Source organism: Bradyrhizobium murdochi (assembly GCF_000472965.1).
Classification (GTDB): domain Bacteria; phylum Pseudomonadota; class Alphaproteobacteria; order Rhizobiales; family Xanthobacteraceae; genus Bradyrhizobium; species Bradyrhizobium murdochi.
Genome location: NZ_AXAU01000016.1, coordinates 109,374 through 128,727, shown reverse-complemented (window position 1 = coordinate 128,727; position 19,354 = coordinate 109,374). Strand labels below are relative to the sequence as shown.

Annotated in this window: 22 protein-coding genes; 13 read left to right on the top strand and 9 right to left on the bottom strand. The window is 62.4% G+C overall.

The window, feature by feature from the left end:
* The first annotated feature begins 4 nt into the window (after window positions 1–4).
* Both YUO_RS0126565 and cynS read left to right on the top strand, forming a co-directional pair.
* Window positions 5–931 carry an ABC transporter ATP-binding protein gene (locus YUO_RS0126565; protein WP_028349993.1) on the top strand — a complete coding sequence of 309 codons (927 nt, stop codon included), beginning with the start codon at window positions 5–7 and terminating at the stop codon, window positions 929–931.
* Between the two features lie 69 nt (window positions 932–1,000).
* On the top strand, window positions 1,001–1,489 hold the full coding sequence (cynS, locus tag YUO_RS41840) for a cyanase (protein WP_049820198.1): 489 nt from the start codon (window positions 1,001–1,003) through the stop codon (window positions 1,487–1,489).
* 71 nt (window positions 1,490–1,560) lie between these two features.
* Here cynS and YUO_RS41835 read toward each other — a convergent pair whose 3' ends face one another.
* A complete protein-coding gene (locus YUO_RS41835) occupies window positions 1,561–2,373 on the bottom strand; it encodes an isocitrate lyase/PEP mutase family protein (RefSeq protein WP_035727705.1) in 813 nt (270 codons plus the stop codon).
* A 119-nt stretch (window positions 2,374–2,492) separates the two neighbouring features.
* On the opposite strand from YUO_RS41835, the gene YUO_RS0126550 reads away from it, so the two are divergent.
* The gene (locus YUO_RS0126550) at window positions 2,493–3,413 is read left to right on the top strand and encodes a LysR family transcriptional regulator (protein ID WP_028349992.1); all 921 of its coding nucleotides are present in this window, start codon (window positions 2,493–2,495) and stop codon (window positions 3,411–3,413) included.
* A gap of 49 nt (window positions 3,414–3,462) precedes the next feature.
* On the opposite strand, the gene YUO_RS0126545 is transcribed toward YUO_RS0126550, so the two are convergent.
* Window positions 3,463–3,786, bottom strand: a complete 324-nt coding sequence (locus YUO_RS0126545; protein ID WP_028349991.1) for a DUF1476 domain-containing protein — start codon at window positions 3,784–3,786, stop codon at window positions 3,463–3,465.
* Between the two features lie 335 nt (window positions 3,787–4,121).
* Between YUO_RS0126545 and purC the strand changes: the two genes are divergently transcribed.
* The 4 genes from purC to YUO_RS0126525 are packed head-to-tail and all read left to right on the top strand — an operon-like array spanning window position 4,122 to window position 6,824.
* Complete coding sequence (gene purC / locus YUO_RS0126540) at window positions 4,122–4,889, top strand: phosphoribosylaminoimidazolesuccinocarboxamide synthase (RefSeq protein WP_008974302.1); 768 nt, start codon at window positions 4,122–4,124, stop codon at window positions 4,887–4,889.
* Between the two features lie 21 nt (window positions 4,890–4,910).
* On the top strand, window positions 4,911–5,150 hold the full coding sequence (purS, locus tag YUO_RS0126535) for a phosphoribosylformylglycinamidine synthase subunit PurS (protein ID WP_028349990.1): 240 nt from the start codon (window positions 4,911–4,913) through the stop codon (window positions 5,148–5,150).
* A gap of 10 nt (window positions 5,151–5,160) precedes the next feature.
* A complete protein-coding gene (purQ, locus tag YUO_RS0126530) occupies window positions 5,161–5,862 on the top strand; it encodes a phosphoribosylformylglycinamidine synthase subunit PurQ (protein WP_028349989.1) in 702 nt (233 codons plus the stop codon).
* 8 nt (window positions 5,863–5,870) lie between these two features.
* Window positions 5,871–6,824: a tripartite tricarboxylate transporter substrate-binding protein gene (locus YUO_RS0126525; RefSeq protein ID WP_235782839.1), complete on the top strand. Its 954-nt coding sequence runs from the start codon at window positions 5,871–5,873 to the stop codon at window positions 6,822–6,824.
* Window positions 6,825–6,863: 39 nt separating this feature from the next.
* Here the strand turns inward: YUO_RS0126525 and YUO_RS46520 are convergent, their stop codons facing one another.
* The 3 genes from YUO_RS46520 to YUO_RS0126510 form a co-directional block, all read right to left on the bottom strand.
* Window positions 6,864–7,187, bottom strand: a complete 324-nt coding sequence (locus YUO_RS46520) for a hypothetical protein (protein ID WP_156908781.1) — start codon at window positions 7,185–7,187, stop codon at window positions 6,864–6,866.
* Between the two features lie 168 nt (window positions 7,188–7,355).
* On the bottom strand, window positions 7,356–8,285 hold the full coding sequence (locus YUO_RS0126515; protein WP_235782838.1) for a DMT family transporter: 930 nt from the start codon (window positions 8,283–8,285) through the stop codon (window positions 7,356–7,358).
* A gap of 1 nt (window position 8,286) precedes the next feature.
* A complete protein-coding gene (locus YUO_RS0126510) occupies window positions 8,287–8,775 on the bottom strand; it encodes a PaaI family thioesterase (protein WP_028349985.1) in 489 nt (162 codons plus the stop codon).
* A gap of 161 nt (window positions 8,776–8,936) precedes the next feature.
* Here YUO_RS0126510 and purL point away from each other — a divergent pair, with 161 nt between their 5' ends.
* Window positions 8,937–11,144, top strand: a complete 2,208-nt coding sequence (purL, locus tag YUO_RS0126505) for a phosphoribosylformylglycinamidine synthase subunit PurL (protein ID WP_035727701.1) — start codon at window positions 8,937–8,939, stop codon at window positions 11,142–11,144.
* Between the two features lie 57 nt (window positions 11,145–11,201).
* On the opposite strand, the gene YUO_RS0126500 is transcribed toward purL, so the two are convergent.
* Complete coding sequence (locus tag YUO_RS0126500) at window positions 11,202–12,386, bottom strand: acyltransferase family protein (protein WP_028349983.1); 1,185 nt, start codon at window positions 12,384–12,386, stop codon at window positions 11,202–11,204.
* Window positions 12,387–12,571: 185 nt separating this feature from the next.
* Between YUO_RS0126500 and YUO_RS45070 the strand changes: the two genes are divergently transcribed.
* A complete protein-coding gene (locus YUO_RS45070; RefSeq protein ID WP_028349982.1) occupies window positions 12,572–12,745 on the top strand; it encodes a DUF1328 domain-containing protein in 174 nt (57 codons plus the stop codon).
* Between the two features lie 145 nt (window positions 12,746–12,890).
* Here the strand turns inward: YUO_RS45070 and YUO_RS0126490 are convergent, their stop codons facing one another.
* A complete protein-coding gene (locus YUO_RS0126490; protein WP_028349981.1) occupies window positions 12,891–13,250 on the bottom strand; it encodes a DUF427 domain-containing protein in 360 nt (119 codons plus the stop codon).
* 185 nt (window positions 13,251–13,435) lie between these two features.
* Between YUO_RS0126490 and YUO_RS0126485 the strand changes: the two genes are divergently transcribed.
* Window positions 13,436–13,708, top strand: a complete 273-nt coding sequence (locus YUO_RS0126485; RefSeq protein ID WP_028349980.1) for a BolA/IbaG family iron-sulfur metabolism protein — start codon at window positions 13,436–13,438, stop codon at window positions 13,706–13,708.
* A 23-nt stretch (window positions 13,709–13,731) separates the two neighbouring features.
* Complete coding sequence (locus YUO_RS0126480; RefSeq protein ID WP_035727699.1) at window positions 13,732–14,910, top strand: low temperature requirement protein A; 1,179 nt, start codon at window positions 13,732–13,734, stop codon at window positions 14,908–14,910.
* A gap of 969 nt (window positions 14,911–15,879) precedes the next feature.
* On the opposite strand, the gene egtD is transcribed toward YUO_RS0126480, so the two are convergent.
* Together egtD and egtB are read right to left on the bottom strand one after the other, a co-directional pair.
* Window positions 15,880–16,851 carry an L-histidine N(alpha)-methyltransferase gene (egtD, locus tag YUO_RS0126475; protein WP_028349978.1) on the bottom strand — a complete coding sequence of 324 codons (972 nt, stop codon included), beginning with the start codon at window positions 16,849–16,851 and terminating at the stop codon, window positions 15,880–15,882.
* Window positions 16,852–16,899: 48 nt separating this feature from the next.
* A complete protein-coding gene (egtB, locus tag YUO_RS0126470) occupies window positions 16,900–18,138 on the bottom strand; it encodes an ergothioneine biosynthesis protein EgtB (RefSeq protein WP_028349977.1) in 1,239 nt (412 codons plus the stop codon).
* A 302-nt stretch (window positions 18,139–18,440) separates the two neighbouring features.
* Between egtB and grxD the strand changes: the two genes are divergently transcribed.
* Together grxD and YUO_RS0126460 are read left to right on the top strand one after the other, a co-directional pair.
* Window positions 18,441–18,779 carry a Grx4 family monothiol glutaredoxin gene (gene grxD, locus YUO_RS0126465; RefSeq protein ID WP_028349976.1) on the top strand — a complete coding sequence of 113 codons (339 nt, stop codon included), beginning with the start codon at window positions 18,441–18,443 and terminating at the stop codon, window positions 18,777–18,779.
* A complete protein-coding gene (locus YUO_RS0126460) occupies window positions 18,776–19,330 on the top strand; it encodes an O-acetyl-ADP-ribose deacetylase (RefSeq protein ID WP_028349975.1) in 555 nt (184 codons plus the stop codon). Before grxD ends, YUO_RS0126460 begins: the two co-directional genes overlap by 4 nt.
* Window positions 19,331–19,354: the final 24 nt, after the last annotated feature.

The window sequence follows — 19,354 nt, the reverse complement described above, 5'->3', positions numbered from 1 at the left end:
GGCGATGACCGACAAGTTCATTTCCATCGAGGGCATCGCGCGGCGTTATCCGGGCGCGGGTGGCGGTGAGACCACGATTTTCGAGGATCTCTGGCTGTCGATGAAGCGCGGCGAATTCGGCTGCGTGATCGGGCATTCCGGCTGCGGCAAGACCACGGTGTTGAACATCCTGGCGGGGCTCGACCAACCGAGCGAGGGCGCGGTTATCGTCGACGGGCAGGCCATTGAAGGCACGAGCCTCGATCGCGCCGTGATCTTCCAGAGCCATGCGCTGCTGCCATGGCGCACGGTGCTCGGCAACGTCGCCTATGCCGTGACCTCGAAGTGGCGCAACTGGGATCGCGCCAAGGTGAAGGCGCATGCGCAGAAGTTCATCGATCTGGTCGGGCTGACCGGCTCCGAGCACAAGCGGCCGTCGGAACTATCCGGCGGCATGAAGCAGCGCGTCGGCATTGCGCGGGCGCTCTCGATCACGCCGAAGATCATGCTGATGGACGAGCCGTTCTCGGCGCTGGACGCGCTGACGCGCGGTACGTTGCAGGACGAGGTGCGGCGGATTTGCCTCGAGACCGGGCAGACGGCGTTCATGATTACCCATGATGTCGATGAGGCGATCTATCTCGCCGACAAGATTTTTCTGATGACCAATGGTCCGGGCGCCGTGCTGGCCGAGATCGTGGAAAATCCGCTGCCGAAGGATCGCGGCCGCATCGATCTGCACCGCCATCCGCTCTATTACGCGCTGCGCAATCACATCGTCGATTTCCTGGTCAGCCGCAGCAAGACGTTTGCTGCCACCGTGACTGATTATGACCCGCGCAACGTGCCGGTCGTGCGGCCGGGCAAGCCGGAACTGGTAGTGGCTGCCGAGGCGGAGGATTCGATTGAGGCGTCATGGCCGAGCGTGGCCCGGCCATCCACGTCTGCCTAGGCAATACGAAGCAAAAACATCGATGCCCGGGACACCCCCGGGCATGACGAGTACATAAGGAGATAGGGTATGAAGCGCGAAGATCTCACCGAAAAGCTGCTCGACATCAAGCGCGAGAAGGGCTGGAGCTGGAAACACATCTGCGAAAAGATTGGCGGCTATTCGGAAGTGCTGATCGTCGGCGCCATCATGGGCCAGATGAAGCTCACGAAGCCGCAAGCCGCCAATGCCGGCGAATTATTCGGGCTATCGAAAGCGGAAGTCGCGATGCTCAACGAGGTGCCGATGCGCGGCACCGGCACGCCGATGCCGCCGACCGATCCCTTGATCTACCGCTTCTACGAAATGGTGATGGTCAACGGGCCGGCCTGGAAGGCGCTGATCGAAGAGGAATTCGGTGACGGCATCATGTCGGCGATCGATTTCGACATGGCGTTGGAGCGCGTCGCCAATCCGAAGGGCGACCGGGTCAAGATCACGATGTCCGGAAAGTTCCTGCCGTATAAGTACTACGGCGCGAGCGGCAATGTGCCGGAGTATGGATTTAAGGAGGAGTGAAAGAGGCGAATGGCGAATAGCGAATGATGTTTTCCCTATTCGCTATTCGCCACTCCTTATTCGCGGTCATTTCATCCGAACGCCGCCCGCACCTCTGCGATCGGCGCCATCTCGCGCACAAACGTGAATGCGCCACGCTCCTTCATCTCACGCGCGCACTTCAAGAACGCCGCAAGCGCGTAGCGTTCCATCGCGCCGCCGACGCTGATGCGCTTGACGCCGGCCTCGGCGAGTTGCGGGACTGTCAGCGTCGGATCGGCAAATCCCATCACCAGGTTGAACGGCTTGCTGACCGAAGTCACCACGGTGCGAATGGTGCCGATGTCGTAGAGGCCAGGTGAGTACAGGACATCAGCGCCGACAGCCTCGAACGCCTGCAGCCGCTTGATCGTGTCGTCGAGATCCTTGCGACCGTAGAGGAAATTCTCGGCACGCGCGGTCAGCGTGAACGGAAAGGGCAGAGCGCGGGCCGCTTCGACCGCGGCCTGCACGCGCTCGACCGCGAGCGAAAAGTCGTAGATCGGGCTCCGCGGATCGCCGGTCGAATCTTCGATCGAGCCGCCGACGGCGCCGGCTTCGGCCGCGCGCGCGATCGCCTTCGCCGCTGTCTTCGGATCGTCCGCGCCGCAGTTTTCAAGGTCGGCGTTGACAGGAAGGTCGGTTGCTTCCGCAATCGCTCGGCAATTCTCGAGGATGGCGTCGAGGCTGACGGTCACGCTGCCGAGCGTGTTGGCAAGGCCGAGACTCGTGGTCGCAAGCGCCTCAAAGCCCATCGCGGCGAGAAGCTTGGCGGTGCCGGCGTCCCAGGGATTGGGAATGATGAAGGCGCCCGGGCGCGCATGCAGCGCGCGAAACGCTTCGGCTTTTTCCATCTGAGTTCGCATCGGCAATCTCCGCTTCGTTTGTTGGTCGGGTCTGGTTGGCGACGAAACTAGCGGGCTATCTACCATCAGCCAAATTTGTTATTTCTCTACGTATCATCAGCTTTTTGCATGGATGAAGCATGGACAGCGATGCGCTTCTCACCTTCCTGACTGTTCATCGCCGCGGCGGCATTTCGAATGCCGCAAAAACGCTGCACCGCTCGCAGCCGGCGATTTCGCGGCGCATTGCCCTGCTGGAGCAGGAACTCGGCGTACCGCTGTTCGAGCGGATCGCGGGGCGCACCATGCTGAGCGATGCGGGGCGGGTGCTAGTACCTTACGCCGAGCGCGCGGTGGCTGCGGCCCAGGATGCGGAGAATGCGGTGCGCGCACTGGCGCGGCCGGATTCGGGGCCGGTCGCGCTCGCCGTCGTCGGCACGCTCGCCGGCGGGCGGCTGTCGGCGGTTCTCAAGCGGTTTGCGGCCGAGCATCCGCAGGTCGAATTGTCCTTGCGCACGGCGACCAGCGCGGAGGTCAGTGACATGGTCCGCCGCGGCGAAGTGACCATCGGCCTGCGCTATGACCGCGATCGCTCGCGCGACCTTGACTGTGAATTGCTGTTCTCCGAGCGGCTGCAGGTGGTGTGCGCGCTGGATCATCCGCGGGCCGGCCGCCGGATCGCAAAGCTCGCCGAGCTGCGCGGCGAGCTTTGGATCGCATTTCCGGTCGTACCGGGACGGCGCGAGATCACGGCCGCGCATGTCTTTGCGCTGTTCCAGACCCACGGCCTCGGCGAAATCGACTGGACGCCAGTCGACAGCCTGACCGCGCAGAAGCGCCTGGTCGAAGCCGGCCTTGGCATTGCGCTGTTATCGGAAAGCAACGCTGCAGAGGAACTGCGACACAAGACGATTTCGACGATCGCCGTGCGTGACCTCAAGGCAAGCCATGACGTCGTCACGGTAACGCGCCGCGGCGGCTTCCTGAGCGCGGCGGCGCAGCGGTTGCTGGAGATCGTGCGTGGAGAATACAGAAAGGCGCGAATGGCGAGTGGCGACTAGCGAATAGCATTTTCCCTATTCGCCATTCGCCACTTCCTATTCGCTGCGCTCAGTTCCCCGCCTTCACCTGGGCGGCGGCAACCGCGATCAGTTCGTCCATCTTGATGCGAACTTCCTGCGCGGTGACGGCGACGCCCTTGGCGGTAAGATCCTTCACCACCTTGTCCTGGACGTCCTTGTCGCCGGCTTGCTCGAAATCGGCCGCGACCACTTCCTTGGAATAGGCGGTGGCGGCATCGCCCGACAGCCCGAGCTTCTCCGCTGCCCAAAGGCCGAGCAGCTTGTTGCGGCGTACCTCAGCTTTGAACTTCTGCTCCTCGTCGAGGGCGAATTTCTTCTCAAAACCTTCCTCGCGCTTGTCGAAAGTGGTCATTCTTCGGTTCCAATCCCCGCAAATGGTAAATAAGGCCGCGTTGTCGCGGCCCGATGGACTACCTAGATAGAGGGGGCGAATCGGTAAAACAACGGTCCGTTAAGCCGCAGGCAATCGGGATAAGTTGGGCCCAATCGGGCCGGGTCGATTGTGCTGGATGGGCCAATCGGATAGGTTGCCCATCAGGCGAGGTTCTTGTTCTGTTTCCGGTCGCTTAGTTCAGGACGCCGTTAGGTTCAAGACCTGGCCTTCACGGCAGCTCCGTCGTGGTCGCAAACCCTTGTCATCCGGAGCACACCAATTTCATGGATTTCAACAAAACACGGTACATCCCAATGAGCCGTCGACGCCGTATTTATGAAGGCAAGGCCAAGGTCCTGTATGAAGGTCCGGAGCCGGGAACCCTGATCCAGCACTTCAAGGATGATGCGACCGCGTTCAATGCCAAGAAACACCAGGTGATCGAGGGTAAGGGCGTCCTCAACAACCGGATTTCGGAGTACCTGTTTCAGCACCTCAACGACATCGGGGTGCCGACCCATTTCATCCGCCGCCTCAACATGCGCGAGCAGTTGATTCGCGAGGTCGAGATCGTGCCTCTGGAGGTGGTGGTGCGGAACGTCGCGGCCGGTTCGCTGTCGCAGCGCCTCGGTATCGAGGAGGGCACCCAACTGCCGCGCTCGATCATCGAATTCTATTACAAGAACGACCAGCTCAACGATCCCATGGTGTCGGAAGAGCACATCACCGCGTTCGGCTGGGCGACGCCGCAGGAAATCGACGACATCATGGCGCTCGCCATCCGCGTCAACGACTTCCTCACCGGACTGTTCCTGGGCATCGGCATCCGCCTGGTCGATTTCAAGATGGAATGCGGCCGCCTGTTCGAGAACGAGATGATGCGGATCATCGTCGCCGACGAAATCTCGCCCGACTCATGCCGGCTGTGGGATATCAAGTCGAACGAGAAGCTCGACAAGGACCGTTTCCGCCGTGATCTCGGCGGCTTGCTTGAAGCCTATACCGAGGTGGCGAAACGTCTGGGCATTCTGATGGAGAACGAGCGCCCGGCCGGTTCGGGTCCGGTGCTGGTGAAGAGCTAAAGAAGAACTGGGGCAAATCTCGTGAAGGCACGCGTTACCGTTACGTTGAAGTCCGGCATCCTCGATCCGCAGGGCAAGGCCATCGAAGGCGCGCTGAAATCGCTCGGCGTCGATGGCGTTGCCAGCGTCCGCCAGGGCAAGGTGTTCGACATCGAACTATCAGGCTCGGACAAAGCCAAGGCAGAGGCGGCATTGAAGGATGCCGCCGACAAGCTGTTGGCGAATACGGTCATCGAGAATTACCGGGTCGAACTGCTCTAGGCGCGCATTCATGAAATCAGCCGTTCTCGTCTTTCCCGGAATCAACCGCGAACGCGACATGGCGCGCGCGCTCAAGCTCGTCTCCGGTGAGGAGGCGGCGATGGTGTGGCATGCCGAGACGGAGCTGCCCAAGGGCACCGATCTGGTGGTCGTGCCCGGCGGGTTTTCCTACGGCGATTACCTGCGCTGCGGCGCTATTGCCGCGCGCGCGCCCGTCATGGACGCGGTGCGTAAGTATGCGGCCGATGGTGGGCTCGTGCTTGGCGTCTGCAACGGTTTTCAGATCCTGTGCGAAGCGGGCTTGCTGCCCGGCGTCTTGATGCGCAATGCGCGGCTGAAATTCGTCTGCAGGGACGTGCATCTGCGGGTCGAGCGCTCGGATTCGCCCTTCACGCGCGGCTACAATGCCGGCCAGGTCATTCGCGTGCCGGTCGCGCATGGCGAGGGTAACTATGAGGCCGATGAAGAGACGGTGAAGCGGCTGGAGGGCGAAGGGCGCGTGCTTTACCGCTATTGCTCCGCCGAGGGCATCGTCGACGAGGAGTCCAACATCAACGGCGCCGCGCAGTCGATCGCTGGCATTGTCAACGAGCGCGGCAACGTGCTCGGCATGATGCCGCACCCGGAAAACCACGTCGAAGACATCATGGGCTGCACCGACGGCCGCGGCTTGTTCGCAGGGCTAGCCGCGCATCTGCAAAAAGCCGCGTGAGCTTCTTGGTGTCGCGCCTGACGATTGTCGTTGTGGCGCTATTATGCGCCGTGGCAGCCCACGCGCAGGATTATCCCAAGCGTCCCATCACCATGATCGTGCCGTTCGCGGCCGGCGGCACCTCCGACGTGATCGCGCGTGTGGTTGCCGAGGAAATGACCAAGTCGCTCGGGCAGCCGATCGTGATCGAGAACGTCGCGGGCGCCGGCGGCTCGACTGCGCTGACGCGTGCCGCGCGGGCGGAAGCCGACGGCTACACCATCGCGATCGGCAATGCCGGCACCAGCGCCGCGACCTATACGATCTATCCGAAACTGCCGTTCACGCCGGAATCCTTCGCACCCGTTGCGGTGGTAGCGAAAACCTTCGGCATCATCGCGTTGCGCAAGGATTTCCCCGCCAAGAACCTGCAGGATTTCATCGCCTATGCGAAGAAAAATCCCGGCAACGTCAATCTCGGCCATGCCGGCGTCGGCTCGTCGAATTTCCTAATCTGCAAGAGCTTTGTGCAGGCGGCCGGCATCGACGTGACGCTGGTCGGCTATCGCGGCGCGGCGCCGGCGCTGACGGACGCGATCGGCGGCCAGATCGACGGTGTCTGCGACGCCGCCGCGTCGGTGTCGCAGGCGATCGATGACAAGCTGGTAAGGGGTCTCGTCGTCGGCTCAACGGTGCGGCTTGCAACCTTGCCCGGCCTGCCGACTTCCTCCGAGGCCGGACTTCCCGAATTCGAGGCGCAGGGCTGGAATGGCCTGTTCGCTCCAAAAGGCACGCCGCCTGCGATCATCGCGAAGCTGAACGCCGCCGCCAGGACCGCCGTCGAGAGCGAGGCGGTGAAGAAGCGTTTTCACGATCTCTCCACCGTTGCGCCCGACGCCAACGAGCATGCCAGCGAAGTGCTCGGCCAGTTGGTGACGCGCGACGTCGAGAAATACAAAAAGCTGCTGGAAGAGAAGAAATAGCGCCGGCGATAAGAAAGCCCCGCAGTGCGGGGCTTTTTGTTATCGGCCGGTAGTCGAACCCGGACCCGTCGGCGACAGGGTCGAACCGCTCGGCGAGGGGTTGATGTGGGTGTTCCCTGACGGGTTCACTGCACTGTTTCGGCCAGCTGCTGCACTGCCGGCATCGTTGCTCATGCCGGTGGTGGCATTACCGCCCGTTCCACTGCCGGTGGTCGTTCCGCTGGTGGAGGATCCTGCCGCTCCACCTGCCGCCGTGCCACCCGTGCCCGAACTTCCGCCCGCGCCGCTGCCGCCGGCTTGCGCCAGGGCGAAGGTGTTCGTGAATGCCAGCGCCATGGCCAATCCGATTGTTGCGAGTTTCATGATTGCTCCTTTTCTTGCTGCGTAACGGCGCAACACGATGCGCTCGCATGCGTTCCGGTGTGTCAATCATGGTTGATTGCTGTTCCACCACCGTTCCCGCAGGCCCCAGGCGGAGTGGCTTTCGGTCGCCGAAAAACAATTATCGGCTTGATTCCGCCGACGGCTTCATCAGCCTGTCGGCTTCCCGCGCAGGCGCTCGATCCACTTGCGATAATGGTCGCGCGGGATGGTCATCGCGGCGACGCCGGCCATCACCAACGCGAGGCCGAGCGCCAGATTCGGCGGCACCGGTTCGCCGAGCAGCAGCACCGACAGGCCGACGCCGATCGGAATTCGCAAATAGCCTTGCGCATTGGTGGTCAGCGTGCCGAGCCGCGTCAGGCACATGTAGAACAGCATCAGCCCGAAGGCGCTGGAGAATATTCCCATCGCGGCGGTGGCAATCAGCGCCTCGCGCGTCGGCCGCAGGGTCCAGGGATGATCGACGATCAGGGCGAGCGGCAACAGCACGGTGCCGCCGAACAACAGCGAGCCCGCCGCCACCACCATCGGGTCGTAGTCGGTCAGCTTGAGCCCGAAGATCGTGGCGCAGGCGAACGAGATGGTGGCGACCAGGATGACCATTTCGGCAAACAGGTTGCTGGAGAGCCCGCCGAGCGTATCGAGGCCGATAGTCACGGCCGTACCGGCCAGGCCCAGAATGGCGCCGATCAGCTTGAGCAGCGTCGCCGGCTCATGGCGCGTGACGGCCCAGGTGATGAGGAAAGCGAAGATTGGCGTGGTCGAGGCCAGCACCACGGTCGGCGCTGCCGCCACATATTGCTGCGCCCAGGTGATCATCAGGAAAGGAATGGTCGAGTTGATGGTCTGCTGGAATGCAAACAGCCTCCAGGCCTTGCCGTCCGTCGGTAGCCGCAAACCGCGGGCACGCAGGATCACCAGCAGGAAGCCCGCCGCGATCAGCGAGCGCGCCGAGATGAAGGTGACCGGCGGGATCGAGCCGAGGCCTATCTTGGTCAGCGGATAGGTCGAGCTCCAGCAGCACGCCAGGGCGAGCAGCAATGCATAGTCGCGCCAGCCGCGACGTACCTGTGGCACGTCAGGTGGCAACGGCGGCGGTGCCGGTCGGCTTTTTCCACTTCACCCGCTTGATGGTGCCGGAGAAGGTGAACAGCGAGCGTTCGCCGGATTTCAGTACGCCGCGCAGGAAGATCAGCGAGCCGCCGGCGCGGGTGATTTCACCCTCGCATTCGACCAGTTCGCCCTCGCGCGCGGCGTCGAGAAATTCGCAGGCGAAGGAAACCGTCACGCCCGGCCCCTCCAGCACGGAAGAGGCGATCGCGAACAGGCAGTAGTCGGCGAACGACATGAAGCAGCCGCCATGGACGTTGCGCTGGCCGTTGAGGTGCTTCTTCTCGACCCGGAACGCGCATTGCACTTTGCCGTTCTCGTCCATCCGGTGCCAGAAAGGGCCGTTATGGGTCTCAAAACTGTCGCGGGTCCAGGTCCGCCAGCCCGCAAATTCGCCCTCGGTTTCGACATGCAGGTCGGGACGCTGGTCGAATGCATTTTTGGGGAGTTCGTTCACAAAAAATGACCTTCAATTCGATGTTTCAGCCCTTAAATCCGATCCGGGGACGATGTGCAAACGGCGATCCCGCAAAGCTCCCTTCGCAAAGCTCTGGACAGGGCGGAAATGCGCCATAAAAGGCCTTTTCGCACTCCTTCGATCTTCCTATTAAGGCACCCATGAACGAGCCCCAGATCACCCCCGAACTCGTCGCCACCCACGGCCTGAAGCCCGACGAGTATGAGCGCATCCTCAAGCTGATCGGGCGGGTGCCGACGTTCACCGAGCTCGGGATTTTCTCGGCAATGTGGAACGAGCACTGCTCGTACAAATCCTCGCGCATCCATCTGCGCGGCTTGCCGACCAAGGCGCCGTGGGTGATCCAGGGTCCGGGCGAGAACGCCGGCGTGATCGACATCGGGGACGGGCAGGCGGTCGTCTTCAAGATGGAGAGCCACAACCATCCGAGCTACATCGAGCCGTATCAAGGTGCGACCACCGGCGTCGGCGGCATTTTGCGCGATGTGTTCACGATGGGTGCGCGGCCTATTGCCTGCCTCAATGCGCTTTCCTTTGGCGCGCCGGAGCATCCGAAGACGCGCCATCTGGTGTCGGGCGTGGTGGCCGGTGTCGGCGGCTACGGCAATTCCTTCGGCGTGCCGACGGTCGGTGGCCAGGTGCGCTTCCACACCCGTTACGACGGCAACATCCTGGTCAACGCGATGGCGGTCGGCCTCGCCGAAACCGACAAGATTTTCTATGCGGCGGCCTCCGGCGTGAACATGCCGATCGTCTATCTCGGCTCCAAGACGGGCCGCGACGGCATTCACGGCGCCTCGATGGCATCGGCCGAATTCGACGATGACTCCGCCGAGAAGCGGCCGACGGTGCAGGTCGGCGATCCCTTCGCGGAAAAGCTCTTGCTCGAAGCCTGCCTCGAGATCATGGAAAAGGGTTGCGTGATCGCGATCCAGGACATGGGCGCAGCGGGCCTGACATGCTCGGCGGTCGAGATGGGCGCCAAGGGCGATCTCGGCGTCGAACTCGATCTCAACGCGGTGCCGACCCGTGAAACCGGCATGAGCGCCTACGAGATGATGCTCTCGGAGAGCCAGGAGCGCATGCTCATGGTGCTCAAGCCCGAGAAGGAAAAAGAGGCCGAGGCGATCTTCAAGAAGTGGGGGCTCGATTTCGCCGTGGTCGGCTACACAACGCCGACCAAGCGCTTCGTGGTGAAGCATGGCGGCGACGTGATGGCCGATCTGCCGATCAAGGAATTGGGCGACGAGGCGCCTGTGTATGACCGCCCGCACGTCCCATCCGCGGCCTTGCCGATGGTGCAGGCGCGCGAAGTGGAGCCCCCAGTTGGCATTTCGGCGGCACTGGAGAAGCTGATCGGCACGCCGGAGCTGTGTTCGAAGCGCTGGGTCTGGGAGCAATACGACCACGTCATTCTGGGCAATACCGTGCAGCGTCCGGGCGGCGATGCCGCGGTTGTGCGCGTCGAGGACGGGCCGAAGGGGCTCGCGCTCACCGTCGACGTGACGCCGCGCTATTGCGAGGCCGATCCGTTCGAAGGCGGCAAGCAGGCCGTTGCCGAAGCCTGGCGCAACATCACCGCGGTCGGCGGCCGGCCGCTCGCGATCACGGACAATCTCAATTTCGGCAATCCGGAACGGCCCGAAATCATGGGCCAGTTCGTCGGCTGCCTGAAGGGTATTTCCGAAGCCTGCCGCACGCTCGATTTCCCTGTCGTGTCGGGCAACGTCTCGCTCTACAACGAAACCAACGGCCGCGGCATCCTGCCGACGCCCTCGATCGGCGGCGTCGGCCTGCTCGACGATTTCACCAAATCGGCGACGCTGGCCTTCAAGGCGGCCGGCGAAGCGATCCTTTTGATCGGCGATACGCAAGGCTGGCTCGGACAGTCCGTCTATCTGCGCGACATCTGCGGCCGCGAAGAAGGCGCGCCGCCGCCGGTCGATCTGGCCGCCGAAAAGCGCAATGGCGACGTGGTCCGCGGCATGATCCATGCCGGCACGGCGACCGCGGTGCATGACGTCTCCGACGGTGGCCTCCTGATCGCGTTGGCCGAGATGGCGATTGCCAGTGGCATCGGCGCGCAGCTATTGGCGGCGCCGAACGCAATCGTGCCGCACGCTTACTGGTTCGGCGAGGATCAGGCGCGCTACATCGTGACGATACCGGCAGCCGACGCCGGCCTGGTGCTGGCGAAGATGAAGGGCGCAGGCGTGCCGTGCGCGCGGATCGGCACCACGGGTGGCGATGCGATCGCGGTTGCCGGTGAAACACCGGTCGCTGTGGATGCGCTGAAAACGGCGTTCGAGCACTGGCTGCCGGCCTATATGAGCGGGAAGGCGGCGTAGGCTTGTCGTCATTCCGGGTTCTATGCTTGCGCATCGCCCCGGAATGACGGAGAGGGCTTACAGCACCCTTGTCGCGCCCGGTATCTGCCGCAACGCTCGCGTCAGCGCCCAGCTTGCCGCGACGGTCAGCACAAACCCGATCGTGGCCTTGACGATCGCTGGCAACTCATAATCGAACAGCCAGTATTGCAGCCACAGTGCGATCGGGTAGTGCACCAGGAACATGCCGTAGGCGTCCGCCTGCATCGGATCGAGTAGCTTGGCTGAGCCTGATTGCCTGAACCTTTGGAAAAAGGCCAGGATCAGAAACATGATGGCCACGCTGAAGACAGTGAAGCAGATGGCGTAGAGCACTTCATACCAGTCCGGCAACGGCGACGGGTTGCCCAGTATTTCGCGCTTGATGAAGATCAGCACCCACAAGAGGCAATACGGAACGACCGCCAGCACCATCCAGTCCCAGCTCACCTTCGCCATCCGGCCCTCTGCAGCGAGCAGCCCGCGATCCATTTGCGCAACGCCGATGCCAGCACCGAAAAAGAAGTAGCTCGCATAGAGCATCACGCGCCCGTGCTGGACCGAGAACGGCCCGAACTCGAACCAACTGCTATGTCCGTAGTGAACCAGCCCGGGAATGTAGAACGCGGCGGTGACGGCAAGCATGACCGCGAAGAACACTGCGGGCCGGCGACGACCATGCAGCGAGAGGCGGTTGATCGGATCAAGCAGATTGGGCGATAGCCGATACAAGATGCAGGCCACCACGTCGAAACTGAGCAGGACCCAGAGGAACCAGATCGGCCCGCTCGGCCACGGGCCCTTCGTGATCATATTCCACCAGTATTCCGAAAAGCCGATCTCGGGATGGTGCCGCAGTGAGATGGCGTAGTAGGCGAGCGGAATGACCGTGAAGGCGCAGATCACGAAGGGTAAGCCAAGCCGAAGCAGGCGATCTGCCAAATAGCTCAGCGGTCCCTTCCGGGCGATACCAGACCAGGCGAACAGCCCCGACAGGAAAAAGAACATCGCCATGAAGAAACTGTCAGTGGCGAGCACGATCATGTCGAAGCCGAAGAACGACGTCGGATCGGTATGACCGAAATAGGTATAGGGGATGACGGCGTGGTGGAGCAGCACCACCAGCGTCAGGAAGGTGCGCGCGCGATCAAGCGAGAGGTTTCGCGATTTGGCTTGGGGCACTGCGCTGACGTCGGCATGCCCCACGGTTGAAATCGATGTCATGCGGGCCTCCCGGCCAGGCTATGTGGTCAAATGTTGCCGCGGGGAACCTGATTCAGCAAGGCCCAATCGGGCGCTAGCGAACCCGCATCTCCGGGCTGATCGGAACCGGCGGTGCAACCGGCCGTTAGGTCAGGTGAAATTGAGGGGCCACCTCTGGTACGGCCCGAGAGGTCGCGGAGCACGTAATGACAATTCTTAAATGGGCGCTGATCTTCTTTCTGGTGTCGATCGTTGCCGGCATCCTCGGCTTCACCGGCATTTCGGAGGCCTCCGCCGACATCGCCCGCTTCCTGTTCTATGTCTTCGTCGTGATCTTCCTGGTGCTTCTGATCCTCGGGCTCACGATATTCAGGGTGTAGCTCCACGCCGTCATTCCGGGATGGCGCGAAAACGCCCGACCCGAGGGGGCAATTGCACCCCGGGGAATAGGATTCTCAGGTGCGCAATTGCGCACCATCGTTCGATGCTACGCATCGCTCCGAAATGGCTTCTTAGTACGTCTGACTACGCCACTTCCTCGATCGTCACCTTGTCCGGATAGAACGCCAGACGGCCGGCGATCTCGGTCATGGCCGGGAAGGGCGTCTCGTAGGTCCAGATCGAATTTTCGAGATGCTTGCCGTTGGCGTTGATGCTGAAATAGTTCGCGTCCCCCTTGTAGGGGCAGTGCGTGGTCCGCTCGGTGCGGGACAACAACGCCATATTGGCGTCCTCGCGCGGCACATATTGCACCGCCGGATAGCTGGCTTCCTTCAGGGTCAGCGCGCGGATGGTGTCGGCAATGACCACGCCGTCCACCGAGACCCGGACGCGCTTGGGGTTTGCCGTAATCGTGATCGGATGGTCGGGACCGGGCAATTTCATGATTTTGAGCCTCTTTTTCGGTCAGCCCGAAATGATCGGGCGCGACGCGATCTCGCGGTGTCAAACGCTTCGGCACGGAATATAGTGCCGCCAGGCGTGACCTAGAAGAGCGTACGCGCTAGGCTTGGTTGTCACGGTCGCGCGAGCCGGCCGTGATTCGAAACACCTGACGGAGACATGCTGGAATGCCGATGGATGCCCACGATATCGAGTCGATGATCAAGGCAGCTATCCCCGATGCCGAGGTGACGATCCGCGATCTCGCAGGCGATGGCGACCACTACGCCGCGACCGTGATCTCGGAGTCGTTCCGTGGCAAGTCGCGCGTGCAGCAGCACCAGATCGTCTACCAGTCGCTCAAGGGGCAGATGGGCGGCTTGCTGCATGCGCTGGCGCTGCAGACCGGGGTACCTGGCGGGCCCGGGGCACCTGGCGGCCCCGGGGTACCGGAGAGGTAGTCCCCGGACGGCGGGGGGCATCGATGACAGACAACGCGCACGGCGCGCTGTTTCGCCGGATCGTGCCGCACCAGCATAGCCGCGTCACTTACGCGGAGTTGTTCTTCGATCTCGTTTTCGTCTTTGCGATCACGCAAATTTCGCACACGCTGCTGGCTCACTTTACGCCGCTGGGTGCGCTACAGGTCACGCTGCTGTTTCTCGCAGTCTGGTGGGTATGGGTATTCACTACCTGGATCACCAACTGGCTCAATCCCGAAAAGACTCCGGTCCGTCTCCTGCTGTTTGCGATGATGCTAGGCGGGCTGGTGCTATCGACCTCGATTCCAAAGGCGTTTGACGAGCGCGGCTTGTGGTTTGCCATCGCCTACGCGGGGATGCAGGTCGGCAAGACGATATTTCTCTGGTTGTCGACGCCGCCATCGCGCCCGCGGACCCGCATGAATGCAGTGCGGATCGCTGTCTGGCTGTCGGTGTCGGCCATCTTCTGGATCGCCGGCGGGATAGTCGAAGGCCAGTTGCGGTTGGCGCTATGGGCCGTCGCGCTCGTCATCGAATATATCTCGCCGGCTGTGCGGTTCTGGATTCCCCGCCACGGCGCGTCCTCGGTCGCGGACTGGATGATCGAAGGCGGGCATATGGCCGAGCGCTGTGGGCTGTTCATCATCATCGCGCTCGGCGAATCCATCGTCGTCATCGGCGCGACTTTTTCCGAACTCGCCTGGACCACCGAAAACGTTCTGGCGTTCGTCTCGGCCTTGGTCGGCAGCATCGCGATGTGGTGGATCTATTTCCACGTCGGCGCCGAAGCCGGCTCCGAGCAGCTTTCAAAATCGAGCGAGCCGGGAAGGCTGGCGCGGCTGGCCTACACCTATCTGCACCTGCCGATCGTGGCCGGCATCATCGTCGCGGCGGTGGCCGACGAACTGGTGCTGAAACACCCCGGCGGACATTCCGACCTCAAGACGGTAATGAGCGCGATCGGTGGCCCCTTGCTGTTTCTGTTCGGGACCATCCTGTTCAAGCTGAGCTTTCGCGGCTTCCTTCAACTCTCCCACGGGGCGGGCATCATCACGCTTTGCGTGCTCGCCTGGTTCGCAAGCGAGCTGTCGCCGTTGATGCTGTCGATCCTGACCACCGCGATCATGATCGCGGTCGCGGTGTGGGAAACGGTCTCGCTGCGATCCGATCCGGCAGAATAGTATCTTTAATCCAGCCTGGGCCGCCTCACCGGCATCAATTGCGGCGAGTTGTGCTCATCGACGACATTTCTGAGAACGAGATTTGACAGTTGGACGACGAGAGCCCGGAGCCTCGCATTTTCCTCGCGAAGCGCTGCTCGCTCGGTGTCTGCTCCCTCGTCCCAGCCCGGGTCCGTGTCACTGTGAACAGACGAGGATGCCGAACGTTGCCCGTGGTTGCTGGACGCTGGAAATGCGTTGCCCATGACTGATATCCCCTGGCACGAACTCACCCCAAGCCATGCTGCCGCGGAGGCTCGGCTGAGTCCGCGTCAAAAATTGGACATTTCGAAGGGGAAACGACAGCGCAGATGGACCCTTTTGCGGGCGGGTCAATAAAGATGAACACTTGTTAAGAAGTTTGGCTATACTGAGCTTGGACAGGGTGTGGGGACGCGCGGCGGCGTAAGCACCTTTCCATCAAACCTTGACCAGCGCGATTACTCAGTGCCCACGGGGGTGCCGTGGTGGGAATACGCGCCTATGAAACAAAGCGAAGCAAGAGTACGCATTATTGAAGAGTGGGACCGCTGGATCTTGACGCAGATGATCGAGCCGGACGGACCGACTGGAAAAGATTCTTTGAAATTTTTCCACGAACTGCAGGACGCGGGATCTCCGCTACTGGATTTCCAGTCCCGCGGACAAGACAAGTGGCGGATCATTCACGCGTGGCTGTTGGGTGCAGACCGATTGTCCGATGATTGGATATCTGTCGCTCCCCGCATTGCGCCGACACGCAGGCCGCGACCGGACCGCAGGCGGTCCGTCTGCAAGACGTGAGCTGCAAAGCCCGCGGCTAGAGCCTTTCGGTTCTGATTGAATCAGAACCGGCTCCAGATTCTTGTTTTGACGCGTTTTCTTGACGCGAGCCGGTGTCCACCCCGGATCAAGTCCGGGGCAGGCTTTCGCTTGAAAACGCTCTAATGCTCAGTCCGACGCCACCAGCGCGTGAACGGAGAACATCTGGTCGCGATCGTTCCAGGATTCCCGCACCGACCAGCCGGACTCGCGCGCCAATGCGGTGAAGCGGTCGAAGCTGTATTTGTAGCTCGACTCGGTGTGGATGCTCTCGCCGGGACGGAATGAAAAATTCCGTCCCAGGATGCGCACGCTCTGCGCCTTCTTGGAAATCAAGTGCATCTCGATGCGATGGCGCTCGCGATTATAGACCGAGCGGTGCATGAAGGCGGAGACGTCGAAATTGCCGCCGAGCTCGCGGTTGATGCGGACCAGTACGTTGAGATTGAACCGCGCGGTGACGCCGGCGGCGTCGTTATAGGCGTCGTAAAGCACCCGCTCGTTCTTCTCGAGATCGACGCCGATGATCATCTGTGCGCCTTTGCCCAGAATGTCGCGTGCGCTGCGCAGGAAGGCGCGCGCCTCGTGCGGCTCGAAATTGCCGAGCGTCGATCCCGGAAAGAAGCCGACCTTGGGCTGGTCTGCGATTTCCGCCGGCAGCTCGAACGGCGCGGTGAAATCGGCGGCAACCGGATAAACGCCGAGATCGGGGAAATCCTTGCGCAAGCCGCCGGCCTGCGCGTTCAGGAAATCGCCGGAAATATCGACCGGGACATAGGCGGAAAAATCGCAGCGCTCCAACAGCAGGCGGACCTTGGTGGTCGCGCCGGCGCCGAATTCGACCAGGGCCGCCCCTTCCGGAATGAGTGCGGCGATTTCGTCGCCGCGGCTGCGCAGGATGCCGAGCTCGGTGCGGGTCGGGTAGTATTCCGGCAGCACCGTGATTTGCTCGAACAGCTCGGAGCCCGCAGCATCGTAAAAATATTTCGGCGACAGCCGCTTGGGGAACTGCGAGAGGTCGCCGATCACATCGCCGGCAAAGGCGGAGGTCTGTTCGTCGAACGGGTGCGTTTGGGCCAAAGCGGCGGCATGCACATTCATGATACTCTCCTGAACGCGCTTTCCGGCGCGCTTCGATGATCGAAAATGTCAGGCGTAATCGGCGAGGCGTAACCCCGTGAATTGCCAGCGGTGGTGCGGGTAGAAGAAGTTGCGGTAGGTGATACGGCTGTGGCCGGCCGGAGTTGCAAGCGAGGAGCCGCGCAGCACGAGCTGGTTGACCATGAACTTGCCGTTGTATTCTCCGAGCGCCCCCTCGATGGCGCGGTAGCCGGGGTAGGGGGAGTAGGAGTTGCGGGTCCACTGCCAGACGATGCCAAAGGCATCGTTGAGCTGGCCGGCGCGGGCGGCGACCTCCCATTCCATTTCGGTCGGCAGATGGCGGCCCGCCCAGCGGGCGAACGCATCCGCCTCGTAATAGCTGACATGGCAGACGGGGGCAGCCGGATCGATCGGCTGCAACCCGCCGAGCGTCATGATCCGCCACTCGCCGTCGACCTGGCGCCAGTGGCCGGGGGCCTGCCAGCCCTCGTTGGCGACCGTGGCAAAGCCGTCCATCAGCCACAGCGTGGCCGTGCCGTAGCCGCCGTCCTGCATGAAGGCGAGCCATTCCGCATTGGTCACGAGGTTGCGGGCGAGCCTCACCGGGCCGACCAGGGCGCGGTGCGCGGGCTTTTCATTGTCGAAATGGAAGCTGTCGTCGCTGTGGCCAACCGTGTGGATGCCCTCGTTGAGGGTGGTCCACTCCTCTGCCGAACGGTGCGATGTCGGGAAGCACCAGGATGGATCGTAGGCCGGCGGGATCGGGTTCTGAGCAAAGGCGTGCAGGATGTCGGTCAGCATCAATTCCTGATGCTGCTGCTCGTGATTGAGGCCGACCTCGACCAGCGGGACCAGTTTTGTGAGGCGCTCCTCGCCAGCGGTCTGGAAGAATTTGACCACGGCGGCATCGACATGCCGGCGATAGGCGGAGATCTCGTCGGCGCTCGGGCGTGTCAGATGGCCGCGCTGGTGACGGGCGTGCCGCGGTCCGGCGCTGACATAATAGGAATTGAATAGAAACGCATAATCAGGGTGGAAGGGCTGGTAACCTTCGCAGTGCTCGCCGAGCAGGAATTGCTCGAAGAACCAGGTGGTATGAGCGCGGTGCCATTTGGCCGGGCTGGCGTCCGGCATCGACTGGATGAGCTGGTCCTCGGGGCTCAACGGAGCGGCCCGGCGCTCGGTTTCACCGCGGACGGCCAGATAGGCCTCCACCAAATTCTGGGCGAGGGTGCCGGAATCCGAGAAAAGTGACGGGGTAGGGACGGCGAGTGCTGGTTTCGTCACAGGTGTCTCCGGTGAGAGGAGAGAACGTTAGTCTGGCAAACTGGTTCCTGACGGGCAGTCCGTCCTAGATAGGGGTTCCGGTGCGGGAAAAAAGCCTGCCCGCGCTATGACATTAATGCCGTCAGACTATGGGCTGCGGTCGCCCCGGGCGCCCCCAGCCGGCCCCGCGCATGCCAGCTCTTCGCCATTTTACTTTGGATGCACAACGGTTTGGGCTACATATATGACAGTATCCGGGTTACATGGACGAGCCGGCCCGTTACGCGACGCCGCAGGGGGCTGAGCCCCAAAAGGAAGCAAATATGAGCATCGAACAATTCATCGACAACGAAGTGAAGTCGAACGACGTCGTGCTGTTCATGAAGGGCACGCCGCAGTTTCCGCAGTGCGGTTTCTCGGGCCAGGTGGTCCAGATCCTCGATCATATCGGCGTCGGCTATAAGGGACTGAACGTCCTGGAATCCGCCGAGCTTCGCAACGGCATCAAGGAATATTCGAACTGGCCGACTATCCCGCAGCTCTACGTCAAGGGCGAATTCGTCGGCGGCTGCGACATCATCCGCGAGATGTTCCAGGCCGGTGAATTGCAGCAGCTCTTTGTCGACAAGGGCGTCACCGTCAACGCGGCGGCTTCCGCCTGAGCGGCATCGCGCGTCAGGTCGGCCAAGCGCGACTGGAAGTCATTGTTGCCGACATCACCACGCTCCGCGTTGACGCCATCGTCAACGCCGCGAACTCGTCCCTGCTCGGCGGGGGCGGGGTCGATGGCGCAATCCATCGGGCGGCCGGACCTGAACTGCTTGCCGAGTGCCGCACGCTGAACGGCTGTGCGACCGGCGGCGCCAAGATCACCCGGGGATACCAGTTGCCGGCCAGGCATGTGATCCACGCCGTCGGGCCGGTTTGGCACGGCGGCAATGTTGGAGAGGACGGGCTGCTCGCTTCCTGCTATCGGCGCTCCCTCGAGCTCTGCCAGGCCAACGGGCTCTCCTCTCTGGCCTTTCCCGCGATCTCCACGGGCGTCTATCGCTTCCCTGCCGACCGTGCTGCGCGCATCGCCGTCACAACCGTCGTCGATGGACTGGCCGCGGCGCCTGCCGTGACAAGGGTTATCTTCTGCTGCTTCGCCCGCGACAGCGCTCGGTTGCATGAAGAGGCGCTGGCAGCCTTTGGCAGCCCTTGCGCCGACTGACGCCGCAGCTACACTCCTGCCTGA

Bases quoted from the DNA above. Each gene is read 5' to 3' on its own strand.
- YUO_RS0126500 (WP_028349983.1), bottom strand. From the start codon at position 12,386: ATGACATCGATTTCAACCGTGGGGCATGCCGACGTCAGCGCAGTGCCC.
- YUO_RS46520 (WP_156908781.1), bottom strand. From the start codon at position 7,187: ATGAAACTCGCAACAATCGGATTGGCCATGGCGCTGGCATTCACGAAC.
- YUO_RS45070 (WP_028349982.1), top strand. From the start codon at position 12,572: ATGACAATTCTTAAATGGGCGCTGATCTTCTTTCTGGTGTCGATCGTT.
- cynS (WP_049820198.1), top strand. From the start codon at position 1,001: ATGAAGCGCGAAGATCTCACCGAAAAGCTGCTCGACATCAAGCGCGAG.
- YUO_RS0126545 (WP_028349991.1), bottom strand. From the start codon at position 3,786: ATGACCACTTTCGACAAGCGCGAGGAAGGTTTTGAGAAGAAATTCGCC.
- purL (WP_035727701.1), top strand. From the start codon at position 8,937: ATGAACGAGCCCCAGATCACCCCCGAACTCGTCGCCACCCACGGCCTG.
- purQ (WP_028349989.1), top strand. From the start codon at position 5,161: ATGAAATCAGCCGTTCTCGTCTTTCCCGGAATCAACCGCGAACGCGAC.
- YUO_RS0126480 (WP_035727699.1), top strand. From the start codon at position 13,732: ATGACAGACAACGCGCACGGCGCGCTGTTTCGCCGGATCGTGCCGCAC.
- YUO_RS0126485 (WP_028349980.1), top strand. From the start codon at position 13,436: ATGCCGATGGATGCCCACGATATCGAGTCGATGATCAAGGCAGCTATC.
- egtD (WP_028349978.1), bottom strand. From the start codon at position 16,851: ATGAATGTGCATGCCGCCGCTTTGGCCCAAACGCACCCGTTCGACGAA.
- grxD (WP_028349976.1), top strand. From the start codon at position 18,441: ATGAGCATCGAACAATTCATCGACAACGAAGTGAAGTCGAACGACGTC.
- YUO_RS0126565 (WP_028349993.1), top strand. From the start codon at position 5: ATGACCGACAAGTTCATTTCCATCGAGGGCATCGCGCGGCGTTATCCG.
- YUO_RS0126490 (WP_028349981.1), bottom strand. From the start codon at position 13,250: ATGAAATTGCCCGGTCCCGACCATCCGATCACGATTACGGCAAACCCC.
- YUO_RS0126550 (WP_028349992.1), top strand. From the start codon at position 2,493: ATGGACAGCGATGCGCTTCTCACCTTCCTGACTGTTCATCGCCGCGGC.
- purC (WP_008974302.1), top strand. From the start codon at position 4,122: ATGAGCCGTCGACGCCGTATTTATGAAGGCAAGGCCAAGGTCCTGTAT.
- YUO_RS41835 (WP_035727705.1), bottom strand. From the start codon at position 2,373: ATGCGAACTCAGATGGAAAAAGCCGAAGCGTTTCGCGCGCTGCATGCG.